Consider the following 18,675-nt stretch of genomic DNA (forward strand, 5'->3'; position numbering starts at 1 on the left):
CTTATGGTTATATCACGTACGTAACATCTTATTTAAAGGCGAATTATCCAGCTTATTGGATGGCGGCGTTGATGACATCAGATCGAAATGATGTTGATCGTATCACGCAGCTTATCCAAGAATGCAAGAATATGCAACTTGAGATTCTTCCACCTGACATTAACCAAGCAACCGAGTCTTTTTCTGCAGAAAAACACGGAATACGTTTTGGCTTAAATGGAATAAAAGGTGTAGGAGGAGGCATTGTAAGGGCACTTTGTGAAGAGCTACATCAAAATGGTCCGTTTCAGGATTTATTTGATTTTGTGTTTAGGCTTTTGCCTGTAAAAATCTCTAAAAGAACAGTTGAGTGTTTTATAGAGTCTGGTGCATGTGATGGATTACACGATTCTCGTCTTCAAATGAAGGAACAACTGAATGATCTTTTCGCCTGTGCTGTTCAAAAAAGAAGCGAAGAGGAAAGAGGTATTCAGTCTTTTTTCGATCAACGTTTTGTCTTTCAGCCGATGTCGAAAGCCATAAATATTGTTGATAAAGAAAAGATGTTACTGAAGGAAAAGGGACTTCTTGGGTTTGCTCTTACTGGTGATCCTCTTTCCTTGTATGAAGATGTTTTTGCTGATAACCAAATCATTCGTCTTTCTGAATTCATTAAGAAAAATGAAAAAACACCGTCTTCTGTATCTTTTATAATTGAATCCGTTAAGATCAAGTCTAGCAAGGCTTCAGGGCAACAATTTGGGGTTTTGGTGGTTTCTGATGGGATGTATCGAACAGAAGTAACTGTGTGGAATAATGTTTACAGTCGTTATGCAGATTCTTTACAAGAAAATGCTATATACATAGGAGTGCTACTAGTAGAAGGAAGACAGATTTCTTGTCTAGGTCTTCATCCTTTAGTTCTGGGCGATAGCCGACAGATTAATGAATTGAAAACAATAATAGAAGATCAGAAAACTCTAGCAATCAAACAAATGAACAGAAGCTCTGGAAAAAAAATCTCGAAAGGCGATCAGCCGATCGAATCCTGCAAAAGAATTCGGATAACGATAGACGCCAAAAAGGCAACTGCGTTTGGGTGTTTTAAGTTAAGTGAATCTTTAAAGTCTACCAGAGGTGAATATAGAATTGATATTTGTTTTACTGGTCATTCAAAAAAAAAGTGCCTGGTAAATTTAAACAAATCGTACCTAGCTCAATCGGCAAAAGATATTTCCGAAAGATTGGAATGGTGTGATTTTGTGTCGGTTGAGCTATTGGATACAGATGCAGCTTTCTAAGATTATGCTCTACTTAGCTCTTGAAATTTTCTAAGTTCTAAAAATAATTCGTTGAAACGAGTTTGCATATCTTTATTCAATAAGGTTAGTGTTAGTTCGTTGACCATTTCCTGAAAACTTTTGGCGTGAAATATTTTCCTGTTTTCTAAAAAAAGAAAGGCAGTTCCGCCTTGTTTGGTGGGAAATGGCTCTGAAAAAGTCTGCGTCTTCATTTTCTCTAATATATGCCTGTAATCTTCATTTATAGATTTTATTTGAGCTGTGTAGGTAGTGGAAAAAGTGCAAAAAGAGCTCAATTTACTATCTTGGATTATGTTGTCGATCCCCACTTCTGTCGCTAGTCTTGTCACTAGGACAGAAAAATCTCCATCATCAATTAAAGGGGATACAGACAAAACTCTATACTCACATACAGCACTATCAGCACACTCTTTCAAATAAGCTCGATATGCCTCTTTTATTTTGGCTGGAGAAACTTCAAGGCGAACTTGATTTTGTAAATGTTCAATGAAGAAAGATTGTAATTTAGTGTCGCTTGGAAACAGTTGATCAGCTTCATCTATTTTTTTTGATGAGCGTTCTAAGAAAAAACGTTTTGCCTCTTCTCTAAATAAATGAGAGTCGATTGTGTCTGCTATTGCTTGCCCCCAATTTTCTTTATAAAACTGTTCATGAAATCCAACACGTTTGCGATCATCTTCTGGTAAAGCTTGAAATTGCACCTCTATTCGATTCGCTATTTCGTATGCAGTAATTGCAGTCTTGTGAACTGAGGTCACCAATCCCTGCATAAAATCCAGTTTTCGGAGATTCTCAGCGAAAAGCTGCTGATTGCAAAGAAAAAAACAAAAGGCAAATAACAACAAGTCACACCTCGTAAGGAATACATCAAACGTTACACGATTAATAGGAGCTCTTCTTTTGGAATAGAGCAGAAAAAAACCCGTCTGGGCCACCGGACGTTAGTCTAATATGAGTTGGATCTTTTACTAAAGATATTGGGTGATTTTTAAGAAAAAACTCTATTTGGTCGCAGTTTTCTTCTCTGAAAAGACTGCATGTGATGTAAATCAGCAAGCCTCCGGGTTTAACGAATGCGATTGCTTTCCGAAATATGTCTCTTTGTTTTTCTACCCAATAGGAAAGTTCTGTTATTTCCAGTGACTCTCTCAGTTCTGGGTGTCTTCTCATTGATCCAGACCCTGAACAAGGCACATCTAATACAACCCAGTCCATTTTATTGTGATATTTTTTTGGTGGATCTGTTTCCGAAGTGCAGAAGCGAACGTTATAGATTCCGGCTCTCTTGAGTCTATCTTTTGCTTTTCTAAGAAGGGAGCTTCGAACGTCATAGAGAAGGATTTCACCTTTATTTTTCATCTTTGGGGCAAAAGCAAGAGTTTTGCCTCCAGATCCAGCGCAATAGTCAAGAACACGATCGCCAGGTGCGCAATCTACAAAGTTAGCTATTAGTTGACTCCCCTCGTCTTGGAGTTCAAACAGACCTTCCTTGAAGGATGAAAGTGTGAGAAGGTTTTCTCTCTTAGAGAGAATAATTGCATTTGGAGCGTATGCAGACGGCATAGGATTCAACATTTTTGGTAAAATTGGCAGTAAATCTTCTCTAGAAATTTTGATGAGATTAGCACGTATTGAGATAGGGGCTTGCTCATTGAGAATGTTCAGCTGTTCTCCAAGAGTTGGTTGATCAAAGGACCGTTTCATTCTTTGAAAGAGTATCGGACCAATACCGTATCTTTCTGGACGGTTCTCACCTAGACGTTCCTGTAAGTTAACAACACCGAATCTGTTCAGTAGTTCTAAACGTCTATTCCAGTTGAGCTTGAAACCAGCAGTGGCATCACAAAGTCGCCAAAATCTAATTAGCATATAGATATTTTGTACAATTTCGGATCTATCTTTTGAGCCGATAGATCTATTTTTCCTGAAGTAATAACTTAGAAAACGGTCGAGTGCTCCTCTTTTGGGATCGAACGTTTCAAGTAGTGTGAGAAGATGGTAGGATCGAAATTTGCGAAATATCACAATGAGAAACCTGAACAAACAAAGATTTGCTAGTCTAACAAGTCTTTACGTCATTAGTCTAGTCACATCCTTTTGTATGGTTGCAGTAGGACAGCCGCCTTACTTTTTTTCATCGGTAGCTTTTTTATCACTTTTTGGTTGGTCTTTATTTTTTTTTAGTTGGATGGGGACTATTTCCATTGCTCATTGGGTAGCTAGTTGGGTTTGGTCCTTGTTTGTTCACCTTTATTGGTTAAGAGGGTTTTTGAGGTTAGCCGAGAACGGAATTTCTGGATTTGCTTTGTTACTATGTGCCTCTCTTTTTTGCTCATTACAGTGGATATTATTTTTGAAGAGCACATCCGTTTTACGTGAAAAATTTAAGTCATTTTCTCCATTTCTGTGTGCATCATTATGGACGTTATTTGAATTTTCAAGACTTTGGATTTGGGATGGATTTCCTCTAGCTTCAGTTGGTCTTTCGATTTCTTCATCACCACTATTAAATCAATTAGTTTGTTTAGGTGGACCACTGTTTCTATCACATTGGTGTATTTGGTTTTGCTGGTCTGTTGCAACTTCACTTGTTGAAAAACGAATTAGCATTTCTTTTTTGTTGTCTTTTTTAATGCCCATTATATCTAGATTGTCTTGCGTCCCGGCAAGCGATGAAAATTACATGTCGTTTGTCCTTGTAAATACGCAAATCATCAAGCGCAATTGCCATCATTCTGTCGAAGAAGTGTGGACGGATTGGAGTAGTGAGTTATCTAAATTTCGAAATAGCGGATGCTTCATACTCTTCCCAGAAAACGTTTTTAATCATGATTTAAGCTTCCCGCTTCTCTTGTATGGAGGTAAAGAGCTCTTTTTTTGTTCACATAAGAAATTTTTGCAATGTATGACTAAAGAACATAACATTGCATTGTTTATAAGCTTGCCTAGGGAAGAAAATACAAGATTAGGTCCTCCAGAAGGATATATATTTGAAAAAGGAAATTTTGTACGAACATTCACAAAAAGGTATCTCGTTCCCGGTTATGAAACTCCCTATTTTAACCGAAATAAATATGAGAAAACAAAATGTGTTTCAAGAACATTTCTCATAGATAAAACGCTAATAGGGGCAATTTTTTGTTTGGAATCTATGTTGCCTTGGTCATACGAAGAATGTTTAAAAGAGCAATCTGATGTTTTCTTTGTGCTTTCAAATTACGAAATGTTTGGATTCAAGAACGCGCTATTTGATTATCAACTTCAATTGTCTCGCCTATATGCGAAAGCTTTTGGATTGCCTATTGTTTATTCAACGAATTGTGGTGTTTCTGGTGCATTTGATTCAAGAGGCAAAGAACTAACGTTGTTTTCTGTTCCATTGGGAGAGGAGTGTCACAGACTGCTCTTGAGAAAATTTGATATGCCTATTAAAAGGCACAAAACTATCTTTTGTTTGTTGAGGACAAAGTATTCTTTATTTCTTCTTTTTTTTCTTTCCTTTTCTTCGTTGGCACTGGGGAAAATGACAAAAAATCATTATTATACTAAAATGTAGGGCAGCCCCTAATTTGTGAAGCTCTTTTATTGTTTTGCAGTAAGACTACTTAAAAATGCGCGTTTCGCTAACATTATTACTCCCATCACCCTTTTCTAGAATTGAGAGGTCTTTAGTGGCCTCCTGCTTGCGGGCATCTTCTTCTCTTTTCAATCGGTTGAATCGTTGGAACATTCTTGCTTTTTGCTTGAAAGGCCAGCTTTCTATGCGCATTACTCCGTTAAAAGAATCAGCTAAGTGTGTGTTGTATCTATTTGACTGTTTTGTTGATTCTTGGTGCAAGCTTGCAAATTATGTGCATTTGAATGCCACTTTGTGGTTGTTTTGGAGAAGTGAAGATAACGAGCACGTCTCTGCTAAGGTGCTACTGATTGCATTTTTCTGCACAACAGTAAATTTGATATTAGATTTTTTGGAAATAGATGATTATCAAAAGTATTCTAGTCGAAAAAAGAAAGAAGAAATCTTTGAATGGAAGAGGTCGCTTAATTGGGCATTTAAAATTAGTCGGTTATGCTGCTCCATTTTGATTTGGGCGTCTATTGTTCCTTTGAATTTCGCCGTTCTTGTTTTGCTAACTGTGCTAGCCTCTGGAGATCTATTCATAAGGCTGTGTAGATTTGGGATGCTAGTATTCCTTTCAAGAGAATGGGATAGATTTCTTTGTGGAGATGACTCGAGGAGGCTTCCTGAAAGCTTTTCATCTAGTTACAAAATTTTTTCTAATGATATGAAGCAGATCAATGCTCAGTCTAAGTGGGCTTTTTTGTGGAATGCGATTTGTTTGTTTAGCGTTATTTATTGGTCTTTAATCGCTGAATTGAATGGAGAAATTTCTATAGTTTTAGTGAGTCTTTTTTTCAAATTGATTTCTATGATTCCTTCGGAAAAAATTTCGTGCTTCTTTGAAAAACTCATGTTTTTTGAAGAGGGGATGGTTGCGCTGAGAAAATCACATGGAATAGCCATTCCAAGTCAGGACCTACTTGATAAGATGGGCACGGTAGATGAGTCATGTGTCTAGTTAGAGTGATGTAATTGAAGCGCTAATTGTACGATGCCTACTTGAAAGTATTTTGAATATGACTCTTCACTTAATTTAACCCAAGCAAAGAAATAGGATATTATTTTGACCTCTCGTATTGGATTCTATTTGTGCAAGATGAGCTCTCTTCCATTCATGAGAGTTAGACACTTTCTTACGTCTTGTCTCCCTGTCGCGAAGGTTGCTCTTTCAAAACTTGAAGTGCTTGGAGTTTCTGAATACTTAAGTAGTTTCAATATAGTTCCGAATACGTCTTCTCTCGTTATTCGGTTCACTGGTGTGCTGATGAATAATGAGGGTCGTGACACTAGCAATGACCTAGTTAATGGTGCTTTGGAGGCAAGACGTGTTCATTCGTATGGTGTAATTCTGGCGTGGATTTCATTAATTGTTTTTTTCTTGCTCTCGTTTTTAAATCTTTCTGTCAGCACATTGGGTTTTTCTTTAGTTTCTTTTCTGGTTCTTATCAGGATGGCAGAGTTTGCAGGTGATTGTTTTCGATCTTGTGCACTTGCTAGGTTATGTTCTAAATGGTTAGAAAAAGTTGAGTCATCGCAAGAAAAAGAAGAAGTGTCGAATAATTTGGAGACATGTTTCAAGATAACCTCCGCTACTTTTAGATGCGCTCGTATTCAGACGATCATTTTGCTAGCTGTGCAGATTTCCTTGTTCATTCTTACGTTCTTTTCATTTTTCTTTGCTCATACACAAATGCAGCTAGCTTTTACGTTGATTGGGTTTGTAATCTGGTCGTTTGAGTCGTTGATAACTTCTTGCTTCGATTATTTTTGTGCGTCTTATAAAAGAGTTCAAACTTTTTTTGCCGTTTTGAATAGAGACGTGGAAACGTTCCTGCCCACTGATGAGATTTTCAATCACTTTTGCAATAAGATTTCTTTGGAAACAGCTGAGACATGCCTCATTTGGGAAAAGACAAAGGTGCTATACCTTACTCTTTCGCTCAGATTCGAAGAATTGGAGGTTAACTTTAGGAAGTTGTTGGACTCAACCTTGTCCGAATTGAAAGCATTCGAGAGCAACAAGCACAAATGCGAAGACTCAGCCGAAAGAATGATCGATAAAAAGATGGAGATTCGTCGATTTACTGCAGGTCTATCATTTTTGCAGAATGAGATATCAAAACTTTCTTCCTATTTGAAATCCTTTGAAAAATCTTCTGAAGAAGAATTAGATGTGACTGGAGAGATCTGTTCCAAATTGACTATTGTACTATCTCATTGGAACCATATGACGGAAATTAGAAGCAGATTGGACGATATAGAGGCTGAAACAAGGGTCAATTTCAGGATTCTAGAGAGATTATTTGCAGACGCAAATCAAGAATGGGAAGATAGCGATGAGGTAAGAAGATTGTTCCCAGAAACAGGTCAATGATATCACAGAATGAGTAGTAAATTGACATTATTTCGATATCATATGTTGTGAAAATTTGACTTGTCAATTTCATTTGTTGTGATTTTTATTTGTGCTTTTGTCGTTTATTTGTTCTTGATTAAGGAATTCCTAGTTTCAAAAAGGGAAGCTCTGTTATAAGACTTCACGTCGGTTTTTGCTGTGTTTTGGTTTTGGATGTTGTCAATTCCTTTTAGAAAGTGGCATCTTATGCGGGCCTTTCGACACTTCAGCTGGTGGCCATATCGGGGAATTGTATTCATTAGCACTGTTTGTCCTCGTTGGTTCCGGGTCAGTAGTTCCGTATTTTGACAACTTTTCGGCCTTGTTTTTTCGACTTTGGATGGGACAGGCTGATTGCCTTTAGTTACGATGTCTGGGGCAGGCTGCGTCTTCGCATGTGTTTTTTCTTATGGAGAGGGCTGTTTTATGGGCTTTTCTTTGAGAGGTAGAAAGTTAGGGATGTCGCATTTCTTTTTGGAGAACGGCGCTATTGTCCCTTGCACTCTCCTGGAAATTCTTCCTCATGTTGTTGTGCAGATCAAAGATGTTGATCGCGATGGTTACTGTGCTGTGCAGCTTGGAGCGGTTTCGCTTGATGGGTTCTCTCAATCTGCTGTTGAGAAGAGGGTGTCGCGTCCTTTGCTTGGCCATTTTAAGAGTGCTGGTGTTGCTCCTTGCAGACAATTGTTTGAGGTTCGCGTTGATGATTCGTCTATTTTCACTGTCGGTCAAACGATTGGAATGGAAATCTTTGACGAAATAGATAGCGTGGATGTCTCTGGAATGTCGAAGGGCAAGGGTTATCAGGGTTTGATAAAGCGTTGTGGCTTCAGTGGACATGGCGCTTCTCACGGGACGGGGCCGATTCATCGTCATGCTGGATCCAGGGGTCAGAGGAGCACTCCTGGACGCGTTTTTCCTTTGAATCCGACCGCTGGAAGAATGGGCGGATATTTGGTTTCTGTGCAAAATCTTCCAATTGTTTGGAGATCCAAGGACGATTGTTTGATTGCCGTTGGAGGGACAGCTCCGGGTGCGAGGGGTAGTTCTTGGGTTTCTGTCCGTTATGCTGTCAAAAAATACGGTGGTTCTCGTGTTCCTCGTAAAGGGGGTGTGAAGTGACTCAGTTTGTGAGAAGGTTCTCATTTCCCGATGCGTCTCCTGCTGAAGTGGTTGATTTTTCAGCTTTGATAGAAGCAGATTTTTCTCCTTCTCTTTCAATGCTGCATCGTTGTTTCGTTTGTTTGAGAGCAAACAAGCGTCAACGCTCTGCTTGTACATTGACTCGTTGTGAAGTGAGTCATTCAGGTAAAAAGCCGCATCCCCAAAAGGGCACTGGTCGTGCTAGGCAAGGGTCCTTGGCTTCTCCGCAGTACAGGGGTGGAGGTGTTGTTTTTGGTCCAAGAGGCATAAAGACGCTGGTAAAGGTTAATCGGAAAGAGAAGAGGGCCTGTTTGAGGCAGGCTCTTCTGGATCGTTTGTCGTCTGGATTGTGTATTGTGGGGCTCTCTCTTGGTCTTTCTTTGTCTAAGCCAAAGACTTCGATAGTTGTTCGTTTCTTGAGGGATTTAAAGCTGCCGAAAGGCAAAGTGTTGTTTCTTTTTGATAGGTCAGAGACTTCTGTGAATGAATCTGGATGGTCGACTTATTCGTGTTTTCAAAAGAGTTCAGCCAATATTCCTGATGTGCGTGTGCTGTTGTTTTCTAATATCAATTTGCAAGATGTGCTTGTTGCTAAGACGATCGTGTTTTCGGAAGCTGCTTTTGACTCGTTCTCTAAGACTCTTGGAACAGAAGGGATATCTCAATGAAAAAGGATCCTTATTTGATTGTATTGAGAAGATATCAAACCGAGAAAGCTACTGTGCTTGGTGGATTGAAGGATTCCTTTTGCAACAAGACAGTTAGACGGTGTCAACAGGCCAAATATTTGTTCGTAGTCGGGTTGCATGCAAACAAGATTGAGATTGCCTCTGCAGTAGAGGAAATATACTCCGAACGATCTGTCCGTGTAGACAATGTTCGCACGATACTTGTTAAGCCAAAGCCAATTAGATTTAGAGGACGTTTTGGTAAAAGGGCCAAATTTAAGAAAGCTATTGTGACTTTAGAAGTCGGATGCAGTTTGGATTAATAAGGGAGGTGTTCGGTGATTAAGAAATTTCGTCCCTTGACTCCATGCGCCAGGTTCCTTGCTTTGGAAAGTCGAGATAATCTCACTCCTTCTTCTAAGAAGAATGTTGTTAAGGCGCCTAAGTCGCTTAAAAGAATCAAGCATTCGACTGGTGGCCGTAATAATTGTGGCCGCATTACTTGTCGTCATAAAGGTGGTGGTCACAAGAAGTTTTACAGAGTGATTGATTTTGTTCGTAGGAAGGATGGCATTCCTGCCCGTGTTGTTTCGATTGAATACGATCCTAATAGATCAGCAAGAATTGCGCTCCTGTTTTATAGGGACGGTGAAAAAAGGTACATTTTGGCCCCTGAAGGATTATCAGTTGGACAGGTAATACAATCTGGGAAAGATGCTCCTTATCGATCTGGCAGTTGTATGCCATTCAGATTAATTCCTGTTGGGAGTTTTGTGCATAATGTTGAGCTTGCTCCTGGAAGAGGTGGTAAGCTTGTGCGGTCAGCCGGTTCTTCTGCTCAATTTATGGGTTGCAGTGAGGGTTATGCAAGGATTCGATTGCCTTCCGGTGAGGTGAGAAGAATTTGTGAGGAGTGTCGAGCTACGATCGGGTCTTTGTCGAATGCAGAGCATAGCTTGCGAGTAGACGGCAAGGCTGGTCGTAGAAGATGGCTTGGCGTGCGGCCAAGTGTTCGTGGAACTGCTATGAACCCTGTCGACCATCCTCATGGTGGTGGTGAGGGGAAGCACAATGGATATATCCCTATGACTCCTTGGGCGATGCAAACGAAGGGTTTGAGGACAAGGAAGAAAAGGAAGTCTTCCAAATTTATCATTAGGGATCGAAGGGGTTAGTCGTGGCTAGATCGATTAAGAAGGGGCCTTTTGTTGATCATCATCTTTTGGAGAAGATCGAGAAGGGAGTGAAAAAGGTAATTACCTACTCCAGAAGGAGCACTATTATTCCCGAGATGGTCGGAATGACTATGGATGTGCATTGTGGGAAGGGGTTTGTTTCTTTGTTTATCTCAGAGAGCATGGTTGGTTGTAAGTTAGGTGAATTTGCTCCGACTAGAAAGTTTAAGGGACATCCGACCAAGAAGTGAGTGAGAGATTATGAATCAGCAGCCTGAGAATTCTTGCGCTAAAGCGCTTTCCAAGTATGTCCGAATCAGTCCTCGAAAGGCTCGTCTTGTTGTGGGCATGATACGTGGTGTTTCTGTTACAGAGGCAGCGTTTAGATTGGGACAGAGTGGTACGAAAAGTGGTCGTTTGCTGATGTCAACTTTGATGAGCGCTGTTTCAAATGCGGAATCTAAGTTTTCGGCTTCTCGCCAGGATTTAGTTGTTCTTTCTGCAACTGTTGATGATGGTCCTAGGTTAAAGCGTGCAAGGGGTCGTAGTCGTGGTGGCAAAACTCCAATTCTTAAGCGAATGAGTCATTTGACTGTAGTGGTCGGGTGTATGTCGTCGCAGGAGGGTGTCTAAGTGGGTCAAAAAGGAAGGCCTAAAGGGTTTAGATTGGCGATTCGTAAGAATTGGGACTCTATTTGGTTTGCAGACAAGGCAAGTTTTGGCCCTCTTCTGTTGCAAGATATCGAATTGCGTAGAGTTCTTCGTTCTAAGTCTTGTTGTCAGGGCTCTTCTCGGATCGTTGTTCGTAGAATGGGTGAAAGGGTTGAGATAACTATTCATACCGCTAGGCCTGGCTTGGTCATTGGAAAGAAAGGGTCAGAAATAGACTCTATTAGGGAAGAGATCTCTCAACTCACTGGGAAAGAGGTTAGCCTGCAATTAGAAGAGATCAAGCATCCTGACTTAGATGCATCTTTGGTCGCAGAAGGTGTCTCTAGAATGATTGAGCGAAGAATTAGTCACAAGAGGGCTATGAAGAGGCATATTCAAGTCGCAATGGATGCTGGAGCGGTCGGAATAAGGGTTCAGGTTTCTGGCCGTCTTGGAGGGGCTGAGATTGCAAGGATGGAATGGTATTTGGAGGGATCTTTGCCATTGCATACATTGAGGTGCGATATAGATTACGCGTGTGTTCGTGCGATGACTGTGTACGGAGTGATTGGTGTGCAGGTCTGGATAAATCGTGGAGAGTATGTTTCATCTGGATCGGGAGTAGTTCCTGCTTTTGATGTTGAGAAGGGAAAGGGAGCTTGATTTGATATGCCGCTGATGCCCAAAAAATCGAAATTTAGGAAAAAGCATAAAGGTAGTTTGCGTGGCAAAACTAAGCGCGGTGCCTTTGTATCCATTGGTGATTTTGGAATTCAGGCTCTAGAAAGAGGGCGTGTTACAGCGCAGCAAATTGAGGCCTGTCGTGTAGCCGTGAGCCGGTCTTTTCAGAGGCAGGGCAAAATTATTTTGCGAATTTTTCCAGATGTTCCTGTGACGAAAAAGCCTGCTGAAACACGTCAAGGTTCTGGTAAAGGAGCTGTGGACCATTGGGTTGCACCAGTTAAACCGGGGAGAGTTTTGTTTGAGGTAGGAAATGTTCCAAAGTCCAAGGCGCAACAGGCTCTTCGATTGGCCTCTTTTAAATTAGGAATAAGGACTCGTTTCGTGGAACGAGTGGAGATGGTCTAATGAGTTCTCGAGAAGATTTGTCGAAACTGTCCGAGGCTGAATTAAGAGGTCGTCTTGATTCGTCTCGATGTGATTTGTTTTTTCTTTCTGGAGAGTATCGGCTCATGAAGAAGGTGTCGCATCCTCATCGTTTAAAGCTTTTAAGGAAGACGATTGCGCGTCTTTTGACAGAGAAGAGCAAGAGGCTTAAAAAGGAGGCCAAGAATGGCTGAGAGGAAGAGGCGGAAGAGTCTTTCTGGCGTCGTGATCTCGAATAAGATGCAGAATACTATTGTAGTTGAAGTCGAAAGGTTGGTTCGTCATCCTGTTATAGGGAAGGTAGTTCGTAGAAGAAGAAAGGTTTATGCTGATCATAGTGAGGATATTCAGATAGGCGATCGAGTTGTTGTTGTTGAGACGCGGCCTCTTTCTAAATTGAAGCGTTGGCGAGTTTTTCAAAAATTGGGTTAGGGTGTGCGACAGTGTTACAACAAGAAAGCAATTTGGATGTTGCAGACAATACTGGGGCTCTTTCTGTTAAATGCATTAAGGTCTTGAAGGGATCGAAGCGTCGTTATGCGGGTGTGGGAGATTTGATTGTTTGCTCAGTTAAGTCTGCGCGGCCTTTGTCTAGCGTTCCAAAGAAGAGTGTTGTGAAGGCAGTGATTGTCCGTCAAAAAAGAAAGATTCGTAGAGTGGATGGTTCAGTTTTGAATTTTGAATCTAACGCTTGTGTGATCGTTGATGAAGAGGGGAATCCGAAAGGAACTAGAGTTATGGGCCCTGTTGCAAGGGAGCTTCGTGATTTGGGCTATTTGAAGATCTGTTCTCTTGCTCGTGAGGTTGTGTGACGTATGTCTGCAAAATGGATTAGGGTTGGTGACTGGGTCAAGATTTTGTCTGGCAAGTCCAAGGGTGAAGTTGGTAAAGTTTTGGCGCGTAGTGGTTCAAAGATCGTTGTTGGGGGAGTGAATAAGAAGACGAAACACGTGAAGAAGTCTTCTCCAGAAGGAAAGGGAACCGTTGTTTCTATTGAGTTCCCGATTCATATTTCTAATGTATCTCTTTGTCTTGAAGATGGATCTAAGATTCGTTTGAGAGTGCAAATGGACTCTTCTGGCGCGAAAGAACTTGTTTGGACCAATTCTTCTGGAGAGAATCAGGTTTTTCGGAGGATTAAGAAGGCGAGGGTAGTTACGGTATAGTTATGTCTGAGCTGAAAAAAGAATCTGAAAACGAATTGGAAAAAAAGTACCGAGAGAAAGTTCTTCCTGCTTTGTTCAAGCAGTTTGGGTATTCTAACGTCATGCAAGTTCCTCGGTTAGTCAAAATTGTGATTAACATGGGCGTCGCAAAGTTCGGAAAGGATCGTAGCGCTTTGCAGGATAGTGAGAATGAGTTGAAGGCTCTTTCTGGGCAAAAGCCTGTGCTTTCACGTTCTAAGCGTTCTGTTGCAGGGTTTAAAATGCGTCAAGGTCAGCCAGTAAGTGTTTTGGTGACTTTGAGAAAGAGAAAGATGTGGGACTTCTTATATCGTTTCATCAATATTTGTTGCCCTAGGATTAGAGATTTTCGTGGGTTTCGAAAATCAGGAGACAAGATGGGGAACTATACTATTGGAATTCAAGATCAACAGATTTTTGTTGAGGTTGACTTGAGTGCTGTTAGAAGACAGCAGGGCATGCATATAACTTTCGTGACTTCTGCTAAAACTGACAAAGAATGTCTTGAATTGCTGTCGGCTATTGGGATGCCTTTTCAGCAGACTCGTGTAGGTGCTTAAGTTTATGTTGACTGATCCTTTTGCTGATTTTTTAACTCGGATGAGAAATGGTGGAATGGCGCAATTGCGCTCCGTTGACGTTTTCGTGAATAACTTGATTCTCGACGTTTTGCAGCTTCTTTTGAATGATGGCTGGATTGCTTCGTTTACTGTTCGTGAAGAGAATTCGAGAAAGATTGCTCGTGTGATTTTGAAATACAACGCGCAAAAAGAGCCTTTGATGGCCTCTATAGTTCGTCTTTCTAAGCCTGGTTGTCGTAAATATGTGCGGCACAGAGAGATATATCCACATATGTCTGGGATAGGAGTGTTTATTCTTTCTACGCCAAAAGGCGTTCTTTCCGGGCGTCAGGCAAAGAAAGAGGGTGTTGGTGGAGAGCTTCTTTGCTCAATTTCTTACTAGTCGATTGTTAATTAGGTGGTTGCGGTTGTGTCTCGAAAAGCTAAAGTTCCATTGAAGCTTCCTTCAGGAGTCGAGCTTGTTTGTGATGGGTCAATGGTTTCCGTGAAAGGCCCGAAAGGGGCTCTTTCCATGCAGATCAGTAAAGGTCTTGATGTTCGAAGAGATGGTGAATTCGTTTCCCTGAATGTTGCTGATGGCTATGTTCTTCGAAAGACCGCGCTTCTTGGTCTTTATTGGGCATTATTAAAGAACATTATTCAGGGAGTGTCTGAAGGGTTTGAGAAAAAGTTAGAGATGGTTGGTGTTGGTTATAGAGCCTCTATTAAAGGTAATTTTCTTGATCTTCAGCTTGGATATTCTCATCCAACACAACTAGAAATTCCAAAAGGAATTTCAGTTCAAGCTGACTTGAAAAGCCCGATCATAGTTGTCTCTGGAATTGACAAACAACAGGTTGGACAGTTCGCGTCTGAGATTCGATCAATGAGGAAACCTGAGCCTTATCGTGGTAAAGGTGTTCGTTATGTTGGTGAGATTTTGCGAAGAAAAGCAGGAAAGGCTGGTAAGAAGAAGTAGCTTCTTTTTTATTCAAAGAGTTGGGTCGGAGTTCTTGAGGAGGACATGTGGAAAGTCAACAGAGACAAAAGGTTCGTCGCCGTCGTACTAGAGCACTTCGTGTTCGAAAGAAAATTAAGAGGGTTGGCGGGTCTTATCCTAGGTTAAGCGTGTTTAAGAGCAATCGTCATTTGGCGGCTCAGCTGATTGACGATGCCTCTGGGAAAACGCTTTGTGCTGTTTCAACTATGACGTCTCAAATGAGGAAAGTGTTTCCAAGTGGAAAGGGCAAGCCATCTGCTGAATATCTTGGGCAAGCAATTGCCGAGGCTGCTCTTGCTATTGGTGTTTCTAAAGTTGTATTCGATCGAGGGCATCGTGAGTACCACGGTTTGATCCGAGCGCTTGCAGATTCTGCACGCGTTGCAGGTTTGCAATTTTAGTTTTTGAGGGGTTTGAAGTTCCATGTCTAAAGACAAAGAAAAAGTTGCGCTTCAGGAGCGTGTGCTCTTTGTGGGCCGCTGTTCGAAAGTTGTAAAGGGGGGTCGTCGTTTTAGTTTTTTTGCTGTTGTCGTTGCTGGAAATGGAGATGGAAAAGTTGGATTTGCGATGTCAAAGGCAAATGAATTGTCTGACTGTATTCGGAGAGGCGGTGAGCTTGCTAAGAGAAACCTGATCGAATTTGAAAGAGAAGGTGGAACTGTTCCTCATGCTGTTCGTGTGCGTTGGGACGGAACAATTGTAATGATTAAGCCTGCGAAACCTGGAACTGGTCTGATTGCTGGATCTTGCGTTCGAAATATACTTGAATTGGCTGGTATACGTGATGCTGTTGCCAAGTTATATGGATCGAATAATAAGTCGAATCAGGTTCATGCTACTTTTCGGGCTCTAAAGAGGTTCCGCAATCGTATTGAAGCTATTCGGTTGAGAAGAAATAAGGGGGCTGCTGCATGTTAGAGCTGTCCAAGTTAGCGGCTTTCTGTGCTCGGAAAAAGAAATTGCGTGTTGGTCGTGGGAACGGAAGTCGAGGAACTACGTGTGGGCGCGGAACGAAAGGTGCTGGCAGTCGTTCTGGATACAAGAGGCGCTTGGGCAATGAGGGTGGAAATTTGCCATTCTTCAGAAGGTTTCCTAAGCGTGGTTTTGGTCGCGGCGATTTGTTAAAGACCTTGGATGTGATTAATCTGGATCAGATTGATGCTCTTTTTCAAGACGGAGATGAAGTAACTCTCTCTTCGTTGAGGACAAAAGGCTTTTTTTCAGGTCCGAGTCACGGATTGAAGGTTCTTGGCCGAGGAGAATTAACCAAGAAAGTTTCCATTGTGGCGTGTAAGTTTTCTGGTTCTGCTCGTGTTAAGTTGGATAACAAAGGAATCAAATATGCAGAGGTTTGCTCTTAGGTTGTACCTCGTTTTGCTATCTTTTGGTTTAGGTTTTAATTCCCTTTGGGATTCTTTTTAGATGTTTTCTTTTTTTCGTGCTCTGATTCGAAATCAAGAGTTGAGACGCAGGATGTTAGTAACGGCGTTTTTGCTTTTCGTTTGTCGTTTGACGTCTTTTGTTCCAGTACCTGGCGTCAATGGCGAAGTTGCGCTAACTTATTTTCGGAAAGCTACTCATGCTGGGCAGAGCCTTTTTCAGTTGATGGATATTTTTTCTGGTGGTGCGTTCGCCCAGATGACTATTGGAGCATTAGGAGTTTTACCTTATGTTTCTGCCTCTATCATGTTACAGTTGGCAATTACTCTTTTTCCAGGGTTGCAGAGAGACTTCAGGGAAAATGCAGATTACATTCGCCCGAAACTGGCAAGATGGACTCGTTATTTGACTCTTTTTTTGGCTCTTTTTCAGTCAGGTGTTTTTGCAAAGTATGCTTTGAGGATTAATCGAGCGTATCCCGGAGTAGTGTCTTCGAAAGTTTTATCTGTTACTTTTTTTGGGTGTCACACTTTGTTTTATCTGTTGTTTATAGCTACGATGACGTGTGGGACGTTAACCATTATGTGGCTGGGAGAGCAGATTTCTGATAAAGGAATTGGAGTTGGAACTAGCTTGGTTATTTCGGCAGGAATCGTCTCATCTTTTCCTAAGACTTTGTCTAGTATTGTAAATCACCTTAATCTTGACTCGTCTGATCCTGGTGACTTGGGTGCTATTGCGCTTTTGTTGCTCACGGCAGTATTTATTTCGTCTTTACTTGGTTGTATATTTTTGACGCAGGCCGAACGGCGTATCGATTTACAGTATGCGCGCAAAGACTATGATGAGCCGAGTGGGCAAAGGCGGCCATTTTTGCCACTTAAAGTAAATCATTCTGGTGTGATGCCTGTTATTTTTTCTTCTTCGGTTTTGATGCTTCCTTTAACTATCGCTCAGCTTTTAGGAAAGGAGACAATTTTTGCTAAATACTTGGTTCCTGGATCTTTGGCCTATGTCGCACTTTATTCTTTGTTAATTTTCTTTTTTAATTATTTCTGGACTCTGACTCAATTTCATTCTGATCAGCTTGCGTCAGATATGAAGAAAGGCGGAGCATTTATTCCTGCTATTCGCCAAGGTTTGCAGACACAGAGGTATTTAGAGAAAACAATGTGCCATTTAACTGTTATTGGTGGAATTTCTTTAATAGTTCTGGCAACGTTTCCTCAGCTAATAGGAGTTTTGTTTGGCGTAGATCACAGCATCAGTTATTTCTTCGGTGGGACATCTATGTTAATTTTAGTTGGCGTGATTTTGGATACTTCCCGACAAGTGAGCGGCTACTTAACGACACAGAAGTACGAAGATGTGTTAAGTGCGTCACGGAATCGTCTGAGATAATTTTATTGGAAGAGGGGTTTGTTAGTGGTTAGAATTGTAGGGGTTGATATCCCTAATGAGAAAAGGGTAGAAATTAGCCTGCTTTATATCTATGGTATCGGGTCTTCTCTCGCTAGAAAAATTATTGAGAGATTAGGTTTTGATCCTAGTATAAAGATGAAAGACTTGTCTGAGATTGAAATAGCTAAGCTGAATTCTCTGCTTCAAAGTGGCGAATACCTTGTTGAGGGTGACCTACGAAGGAATATTCAGAATGATATCAAGCGATTGATGAGCATTAGATCTTATCGTGGTCTCAGACATCGTCTTGGTCTTCCTGTTCGTGGTCAAAGGACAAAGACAAACGCGCGGACTAGAAAAGGTAAAAGGAAGACTGTCGCGAATAAAAAGAAGGCCGTTAAGTAATTTTATGGTGGCGTATTCGGGTATGAGTCTCTGGAGGAGATAAAGTTTGAATAAACAAGATTCAGGATCATCAACTAAGTCTGGAAGCAAGAAAGGCGTTTTAAGAACGAGAAGAAAGCAGCAAAGAAATGTTCCTTCTGGAGTGGCTTATGTACTTGCGACTTTTAACAACACTTTGATAACGATCACAGATCCGGCTGGGAATGTTTTGTCTTGGGCATCTGCTGGCAAGGTGAATTTCAAGGGATCAAGAAAATCTTCGGCTTGTGCTGCCAGCGTAGCTGCCCAGAATGCTGGCAAATCGGCTATGTCAATGGGAATGAAAGAAATTGAGGTCAATCTAAGAGGAGCAGGAGGAGGAAGAGAGGCCGCTGTTCGTGGTCTGCAATCCGTCGGTCTCGTTCTGACTTTGATTAGAGACAGGACTCGGGTGCCTCATAACGGTTGCCGTCCTAGGAAACGTCGTCGAGTTTAGGGTACGATATTTATAGCGATTGGAGAGAAGATGTTATGGCGGTGTTATACGGCAAGTTCAAGATGCCAGAGAAAATTCAAGTTGAGGATTCTTCCTCCACATTTGCAAGATTCGTAATTGCGCCTCTTGAGAGGGGATTTGGTCACACTTTGGGGAATGCTCTTAGGCGTGTTTTGCTTTCTTCCATTGAGTCTCCTGGTATTCTTTC

The 18,675-nt window shown here is 41.3% G+C and carries 27 protein-coding genes and 1 pseudogene; 26 read left to right on the forward strand and 2 right to left on the reverse strand.

Annotated features, from left to right (window positions below; translation table 11 throughout):
- Positions 1–1,280 (forward strand): helix-hairpin-helix domain-containing protein (locus GCCT14_RS01315; protein ID WP_157952451.1); only part of this gene is annotated, 1,280 nt, incomplete at its 5' end.
- A gap of 2 nt (positions 1,281–1,282) precedes the next feature.
- Here GCCT14_RS01315 and GCCT14_RS01320 read toward each other — a convergent pair.
- On the reverse strand, positions 1,283–2,071 hold the full coding sequence (locus GCCT14_RS01320; protein WP_108623889.1) for a hypothetical protein: 789 nt from the start codon (positions 2,069–2,071) through the stop codon (positions 1,283–1,285).
- A 112-nt stretch (positions 2,072–2,183) separates the two neighbouring features.
- Positions 2,184–3,326 (reverse strand): RsmB/NOP family class I SAM-dependent RNA methyltransferase, encoded by a 1,143-nt coding sequence (locus GCCT14_RS01325; protein WP_108623890.1) that lies wholly within the window; start codon positions 3,324–3,326, stop codon positions 2,184–2,186.
- 1 nt (position 3,327) lies between these two features.
- Here GCCT14_RS01325 and GCCT14_RS01330 point away from each other — a divergent pair, with 1 nt between their 5' ends.
- From GCCT14_RS01330 to GCCT14_RS01455, 25 genes and pseudogenes are all read left to right on the forward strand, one after another.
- Positions 3,328–4,857 (forward strand): nitrilase-related carbon-nitrogen hydrolase, encoded by a 1,530-nt coding sequence (locus tag GCCT14_RS01330; protein ID WP_157952452.1) that lies wholly within the window; start codon positions 3,328–3,330, stop codon positions 4,855–4,857.
- Positions 4,858–4,972: 115 nt separating this feature from the next.
- Entirely contained in the window at positions 4,973–5,881 is a 909-nt protein-coding gene (locus tag GCCT14_RS01335) for a hypothetical protein (RefSeq protein ID WP_157952453.1), read from the forward strand.
- Between the two features lie 105 nt (positions 5,882–5,986).
- Entirely contained in the window at positions 5,987–7,297 is a 1,311-nt protein-coding gene (locus GCCT14_RS01340; protein ID WP_157952454.1) for a hypothetical protein, read from the forward strand.
- A gap of 447 nt (positions 7,298–7,744) precedes the next feature.
- Positions 7,745–8,440 (forward strand): 50S ribosomal protein L3, encoded by a 696-nt coding sequence (rplC, locus tag GCCT14_RS01350; protein WP_157952455.1) that lies wholly within the window; start codon positions 7,745–7,747, stop codon positions 8,438–8,440.
- Entirely contained in the window at positions 8,437–9,129 is a 693-nt protein-coding gene (gene rplD / locus GCCT14_RS01355; protein ID WP_108623896.1) for a 50S ribosomal protein L4, read from the forward strand. Before rplC ends, rplD begins: the two co-directional genes overlap by 4 nt.
- Positions 9,126–9,452 carry a 50S ribosomal protein L23 gene (locus GCCT14_RS01360; protein ID WP_108623897.1) on the forward strand — a complete coding sequence of 109 codons (327 nt, stop codon included), beginning with the start codon at positions 9,126–9,128 and terminating at the stop codon, positions 9,450–9,452. Before rplD ends, GCCT14_RS01360 begins: the two co-directional genes overlap by 4 nt.
- Positions 9,453–9,467: 15 nt before the next feature.
- Positions 9,468–10,304, forward strand: a complete 837-nt coding sequence (gene rplB / locus GCCT14_RS01365; RefSeq protein WP_108623898.1) for a 50S ribosomal protein L2 — start codon at positions 9,468–9,470, stop codon at positions 10,302–10,304.
- 2 nt (positions 10,305–10,306) lie between these two features.
- Positions 10,307–10,555, forward strand: coding sequence for a 30S ribosomal protein S19 (gene rpsS, locus GCCT14_RS01370; RefSeq protein ID WP_108623899.1), 249 nt, complete (start codon positions 10,307–10,309; stop codon positions 10,553–10,555).
- Between the two features lie 10 nt (positions 10,556–10,565).
- Positions 10,566–10,937: a 50S ribosomal protein L22 gene (gene rplV / locus GCCT14_RS01375; RefSeq protein ID WP_108623900.1), complete on the forward strand. Its 372-nt coding sequence runs from the start codon at positions 10,566–10,568 to the stop codon at positions 10,935–10,937.
- Positions 10,938–11,618 (forward strand): 30S ribosomal protein S3, encoded by a 681-nt coding sequence (gene rpsC / locus GCCT14_RS01380; protein ID WP_108623901.1) that lies wholly within the window; start codon positions 10,938–10,940, stop codon positions 11,616–11,618.
- 6 nt (positions 11,619–11,624) lie between these two features.
- Complete coding sequence (gene rplP / locus GCCT14_RS01385; RefSeq protein ID WP_108623902.1) at positions 11,625–12,044, forward strand: 50S ribosomal protein L16; 420 nt, start codon at positions 11,625–11,627, stop codon at positions 12,042–12,044.
- The gene (rpmC, locus tag GCCT14_RS01390) at positions 12,044–12,256 is read left to right on the forward strand and encodes a 50S ribosomal protein L29 (protein WP_108623903.1); all 213 of its coding nucleotides are present in this window, start codon (positions 12,044–12,046) and stop codon (positions 12,254–12,256) included. The genes rplP and rpmC overlap by 1 nt, the downstream gene beginning before the upstream one ends.
- Positions 12,249–12,494, forward strand: coding sequence for a 30S ribosomal protein S17 (gene rpsQ, locus GCCT14_RS01395; protein ID WP_108623904.1), 246 nt, complete (start codon positions 12,249–12,251; stop codon positions 12,492–12,494). Before rpmC ends, rpsQ begins: the two co-directional genes overlap by 8 nt.
- An 11-nt stretch (positions 12,495–12,505) precedes the next feature.
- Positions 12,506–12,874 carry a 50S ribosomal protein L14 gene (rplN, locus tag GCCT14_RS01400; RefSeq protein WP_108623905.1) on the forward strand — a complete coding sequence of 123 codons (369 nt, stop codon included), beginning with the start codon at positions 12,506–12,508 and terminating at the stop codon, positions 12,872–12,874.
- Between the two features lie 3 nt (positions 12,875–12,877).
- Positions 12,878–13,228 carry a 50S ribosomal protein L24 gene (gene rplX / locus GCCT14_RS01405; RefSeq protein ID WP_108623906.1) on the forward strand — a complete coding sequence of 117 codons (351 nt, stop codon included), beginning with the start codon at positions 12,878–12,880 and terminating at the stop codon, positions 13,226–13,228.
- Positions 13,229–13,230: 2 nt separating this feature from the next.
- On the forward strand, positions 13,231–13,806 hold the full coding sequence (gene rplE / locus GCCT14_RS01410) for a 50S ribosomal protein L5 (RefSeq protein WP_108623907.1): 576 nt from the start codon (positions 13,231–13,233) through the stop codon (positions 13,804–13,806).
- Between the two features lie 4 nt (positions 13,807–13,810).
- Positions 13,811–14,209: a 30S ribosomal protein S8 gene (gene rpsH, locus GCCT14_RS01415; RefSeq protein WP_108623908.1), complete on the forward strand. Its 399-nt coding sequence runs from the start codon at positions 13,811–13,813 to the stop codon at positions 14,207–14,209.
- A gap of 27 nt (positions 14,210–14,236) precedes the next feature.
- Positions 14,237–14,785 carry a 50S ribosomal protein L6 gene (rplF, locus tag GCCT14_RS01420; RefSeq protein ID WP_108623915.1) on the forward strand — a complete coding sequence of 183 codons (549 nt, stop codon included), beginning with the start codon at positions 14,237–14,239 and terminating at the stop codon, positions 14,783–14,785.
- A 47-nt stretch (positions 14,786–14,832) separates the two neighbouring features.
- Entirely contained in the window at positions 14,833–15,207 is a 375-nt protein-coding gene (rplR, locus tag GCCT14_RS01425) for a 50S ribosomal protein L18 (protein ID WP_108623909.1), read from the forward strand.
- Between the two features lie 22 nt (positions 15,208–15,229).
- Positions 15,230–15,724, forward strand: a complete 495-nt coding sequence (gene rpsE / locus GCCT14_RS01430; protein ID WP_108623910.1) for a 30S ribosomal protein S5 — start codon at positions 15,230–15,232, stop codon at positions 15,722–15,724.
- Positions 15,718–16,167, forward strand: a complete 450-nt coding sequence (rplO, locus tag GCCT14_RS01435; protein ID WP_108623911.1) for a 50S ribosomal protein L15 — start codon at positions 15,718–15,720, stop codon at positions 16,165–16,167. Before rpsE ends, rplO begins: the two co-directional genes overlap by 7 nt.
- A 61-nt stretch (positions 16,168–16,228) precedes the next feature.
- Complete coding sequence (gene secY / locus GCCT14_RS01440; protein ID WP_108623912.1) at positions 16,229–17,587, forward strand: preprotein translocase subunit SecY; 1,359 nt, start codon at positions 16,229–16,231, stop codon at positions 17,585–17,587.
- Positions 17,588–17,611: 24 nt separating this feature from the next.
- Entirely contained in the window at positions 17,612–17,992 is a 381-nt protein-coding gene (gene rpsM / locus GCCT14_RS01445) for a 30S ribosomal protein S13 (RefSeq protein ID WP_108623913.1), read from the forward strand.
- Positions 17,993–18,038: 46 nt separating this feature from the next.
- The gene (rpsK, locus tag GCCT14_RS01450) at positions 18,039–18,467 is read left to right on the forward strand and encodes a 30S ribosomal protein S11 (RefSeq protein WP_108623914.1); all 429 of its coding nucleotides are present in this window, start codon (positions 18,039–18,041) and stop codon (positions 18,465–18,467) included.
- Positions 18,468–18,529: 62 nt separating this feature from the next.
- Positions 18,530–18,675: pseudogene (locus GCCT14_RS01455) on the forward strand (DNA-directed RNA polymerase subunit alpha); the annotation flags it as partial.

This window comes from Candidatus Similichlamydia epinepheli, assembly GCF_003056015.1.

What these genes read in the sequence shown, in the direction of transcription:
- GCCT14_RS01320 (WP_108623889.1), bottom strand. Translation starts at nt 2,071, where the DNA reads ATGCAGGGATTGGTGACCTCAGTTCACAAGACTGCAATTACTGCATAC.
- GCCT14_RS01330 (WP_157952452.1), top strand. Translation starts at nt 3,328, where the DNA reads ATGAGAAACCTGAACAAACAAAGATTTGCTAGTCTAACAAGTCTTTAC.
- rplC (WP_157952455.1), top strand. Translation starts at nt 7,745, where the DNA reads ATGGGCTTTTCTTTGAGAGGTAGAAAGTTAGGGATGTCGCATTTCTTT.
- GCCT14_RS01360 (WP_108623897.1), top strand. Translation starts at nt 9,126, where the DNA reads ATGAAAAAGGATCCTTATTTGATTGTATTGAGAAGATATCAAACCGAG.
- rplV (WP_108623900.1), top strand. Translation starts at nt 10,566, where the DNA reads ATGAATCAGCAGCCTGAGAATTCTTGCGCTAAAGCGCTTTCCAAGTAT.
- rplP (WP_108623902.1), top strand. Translation starts at nt 11,625, where the DNA reads ATGCCGCTGATGCCCAAAAAATCGAAATTTAGGAAAAAGCATAAAGGT.
- rpmC (WP_108623903.1), top strand. Translation starts at nt 12,044, where the DNA reads ATGAGTTCTCGAGAAGATTTGTCGAAACTGTCCGAGGCTGAATTAAGA.
- rpsQ (WP_108623904.1), top strand. Translation starts at nt 12,249, where the DNA reads ATGGCTGAGAGGAAGAGGCGGAAGAGTCTTTCTGGCGTCGTGATCTCG.
- rplX (WP_108623906.1), top strand. Translation starts at nt 12,878, where the DNA reads ATGTCTGCAAAATGGATTAGGGTTGGTGACTGGGTCAAGATTTTGTCT.
- rplE (WP_108623907.1), top strand. Translation starts at nt 13,231, where the DNA reads ATGTCTGAGCTGAAAAAAGAATCTGAAAACGAATTGGAAAAAAAGTAC.
- rpsH (WP_108623908.1), top strand. Translation starts at nt 13,811, where the DNA reads ATGTTGACTGATCCTTTTGCTGATTTTTTAACTCGGATGAGAAATGGT.
- rpsE (WP_108623910.1), top strand. Translation starts at nt 15,230, where the DNA reads ATGTCTAAAGACAAAGAAAAAGTTGCGCTTCAGGAGCGTGTGCTCTTT.
- rplO (WP_108623911.1), top strand. Translation starts at nt 15,718, where the DNA reads ATGTTAGAGCTGTCCAAGTTAGCGGCTTTCTGTGCTCGGAAAAAGAAA.
- secY (WP_108623912.1), top strand. Translation starts at nt 16,229, where the DNA reads ATGTTTTCTTTTTTTCGTGCTCTGATTCGAAATCAAGAGTTGAGACGC.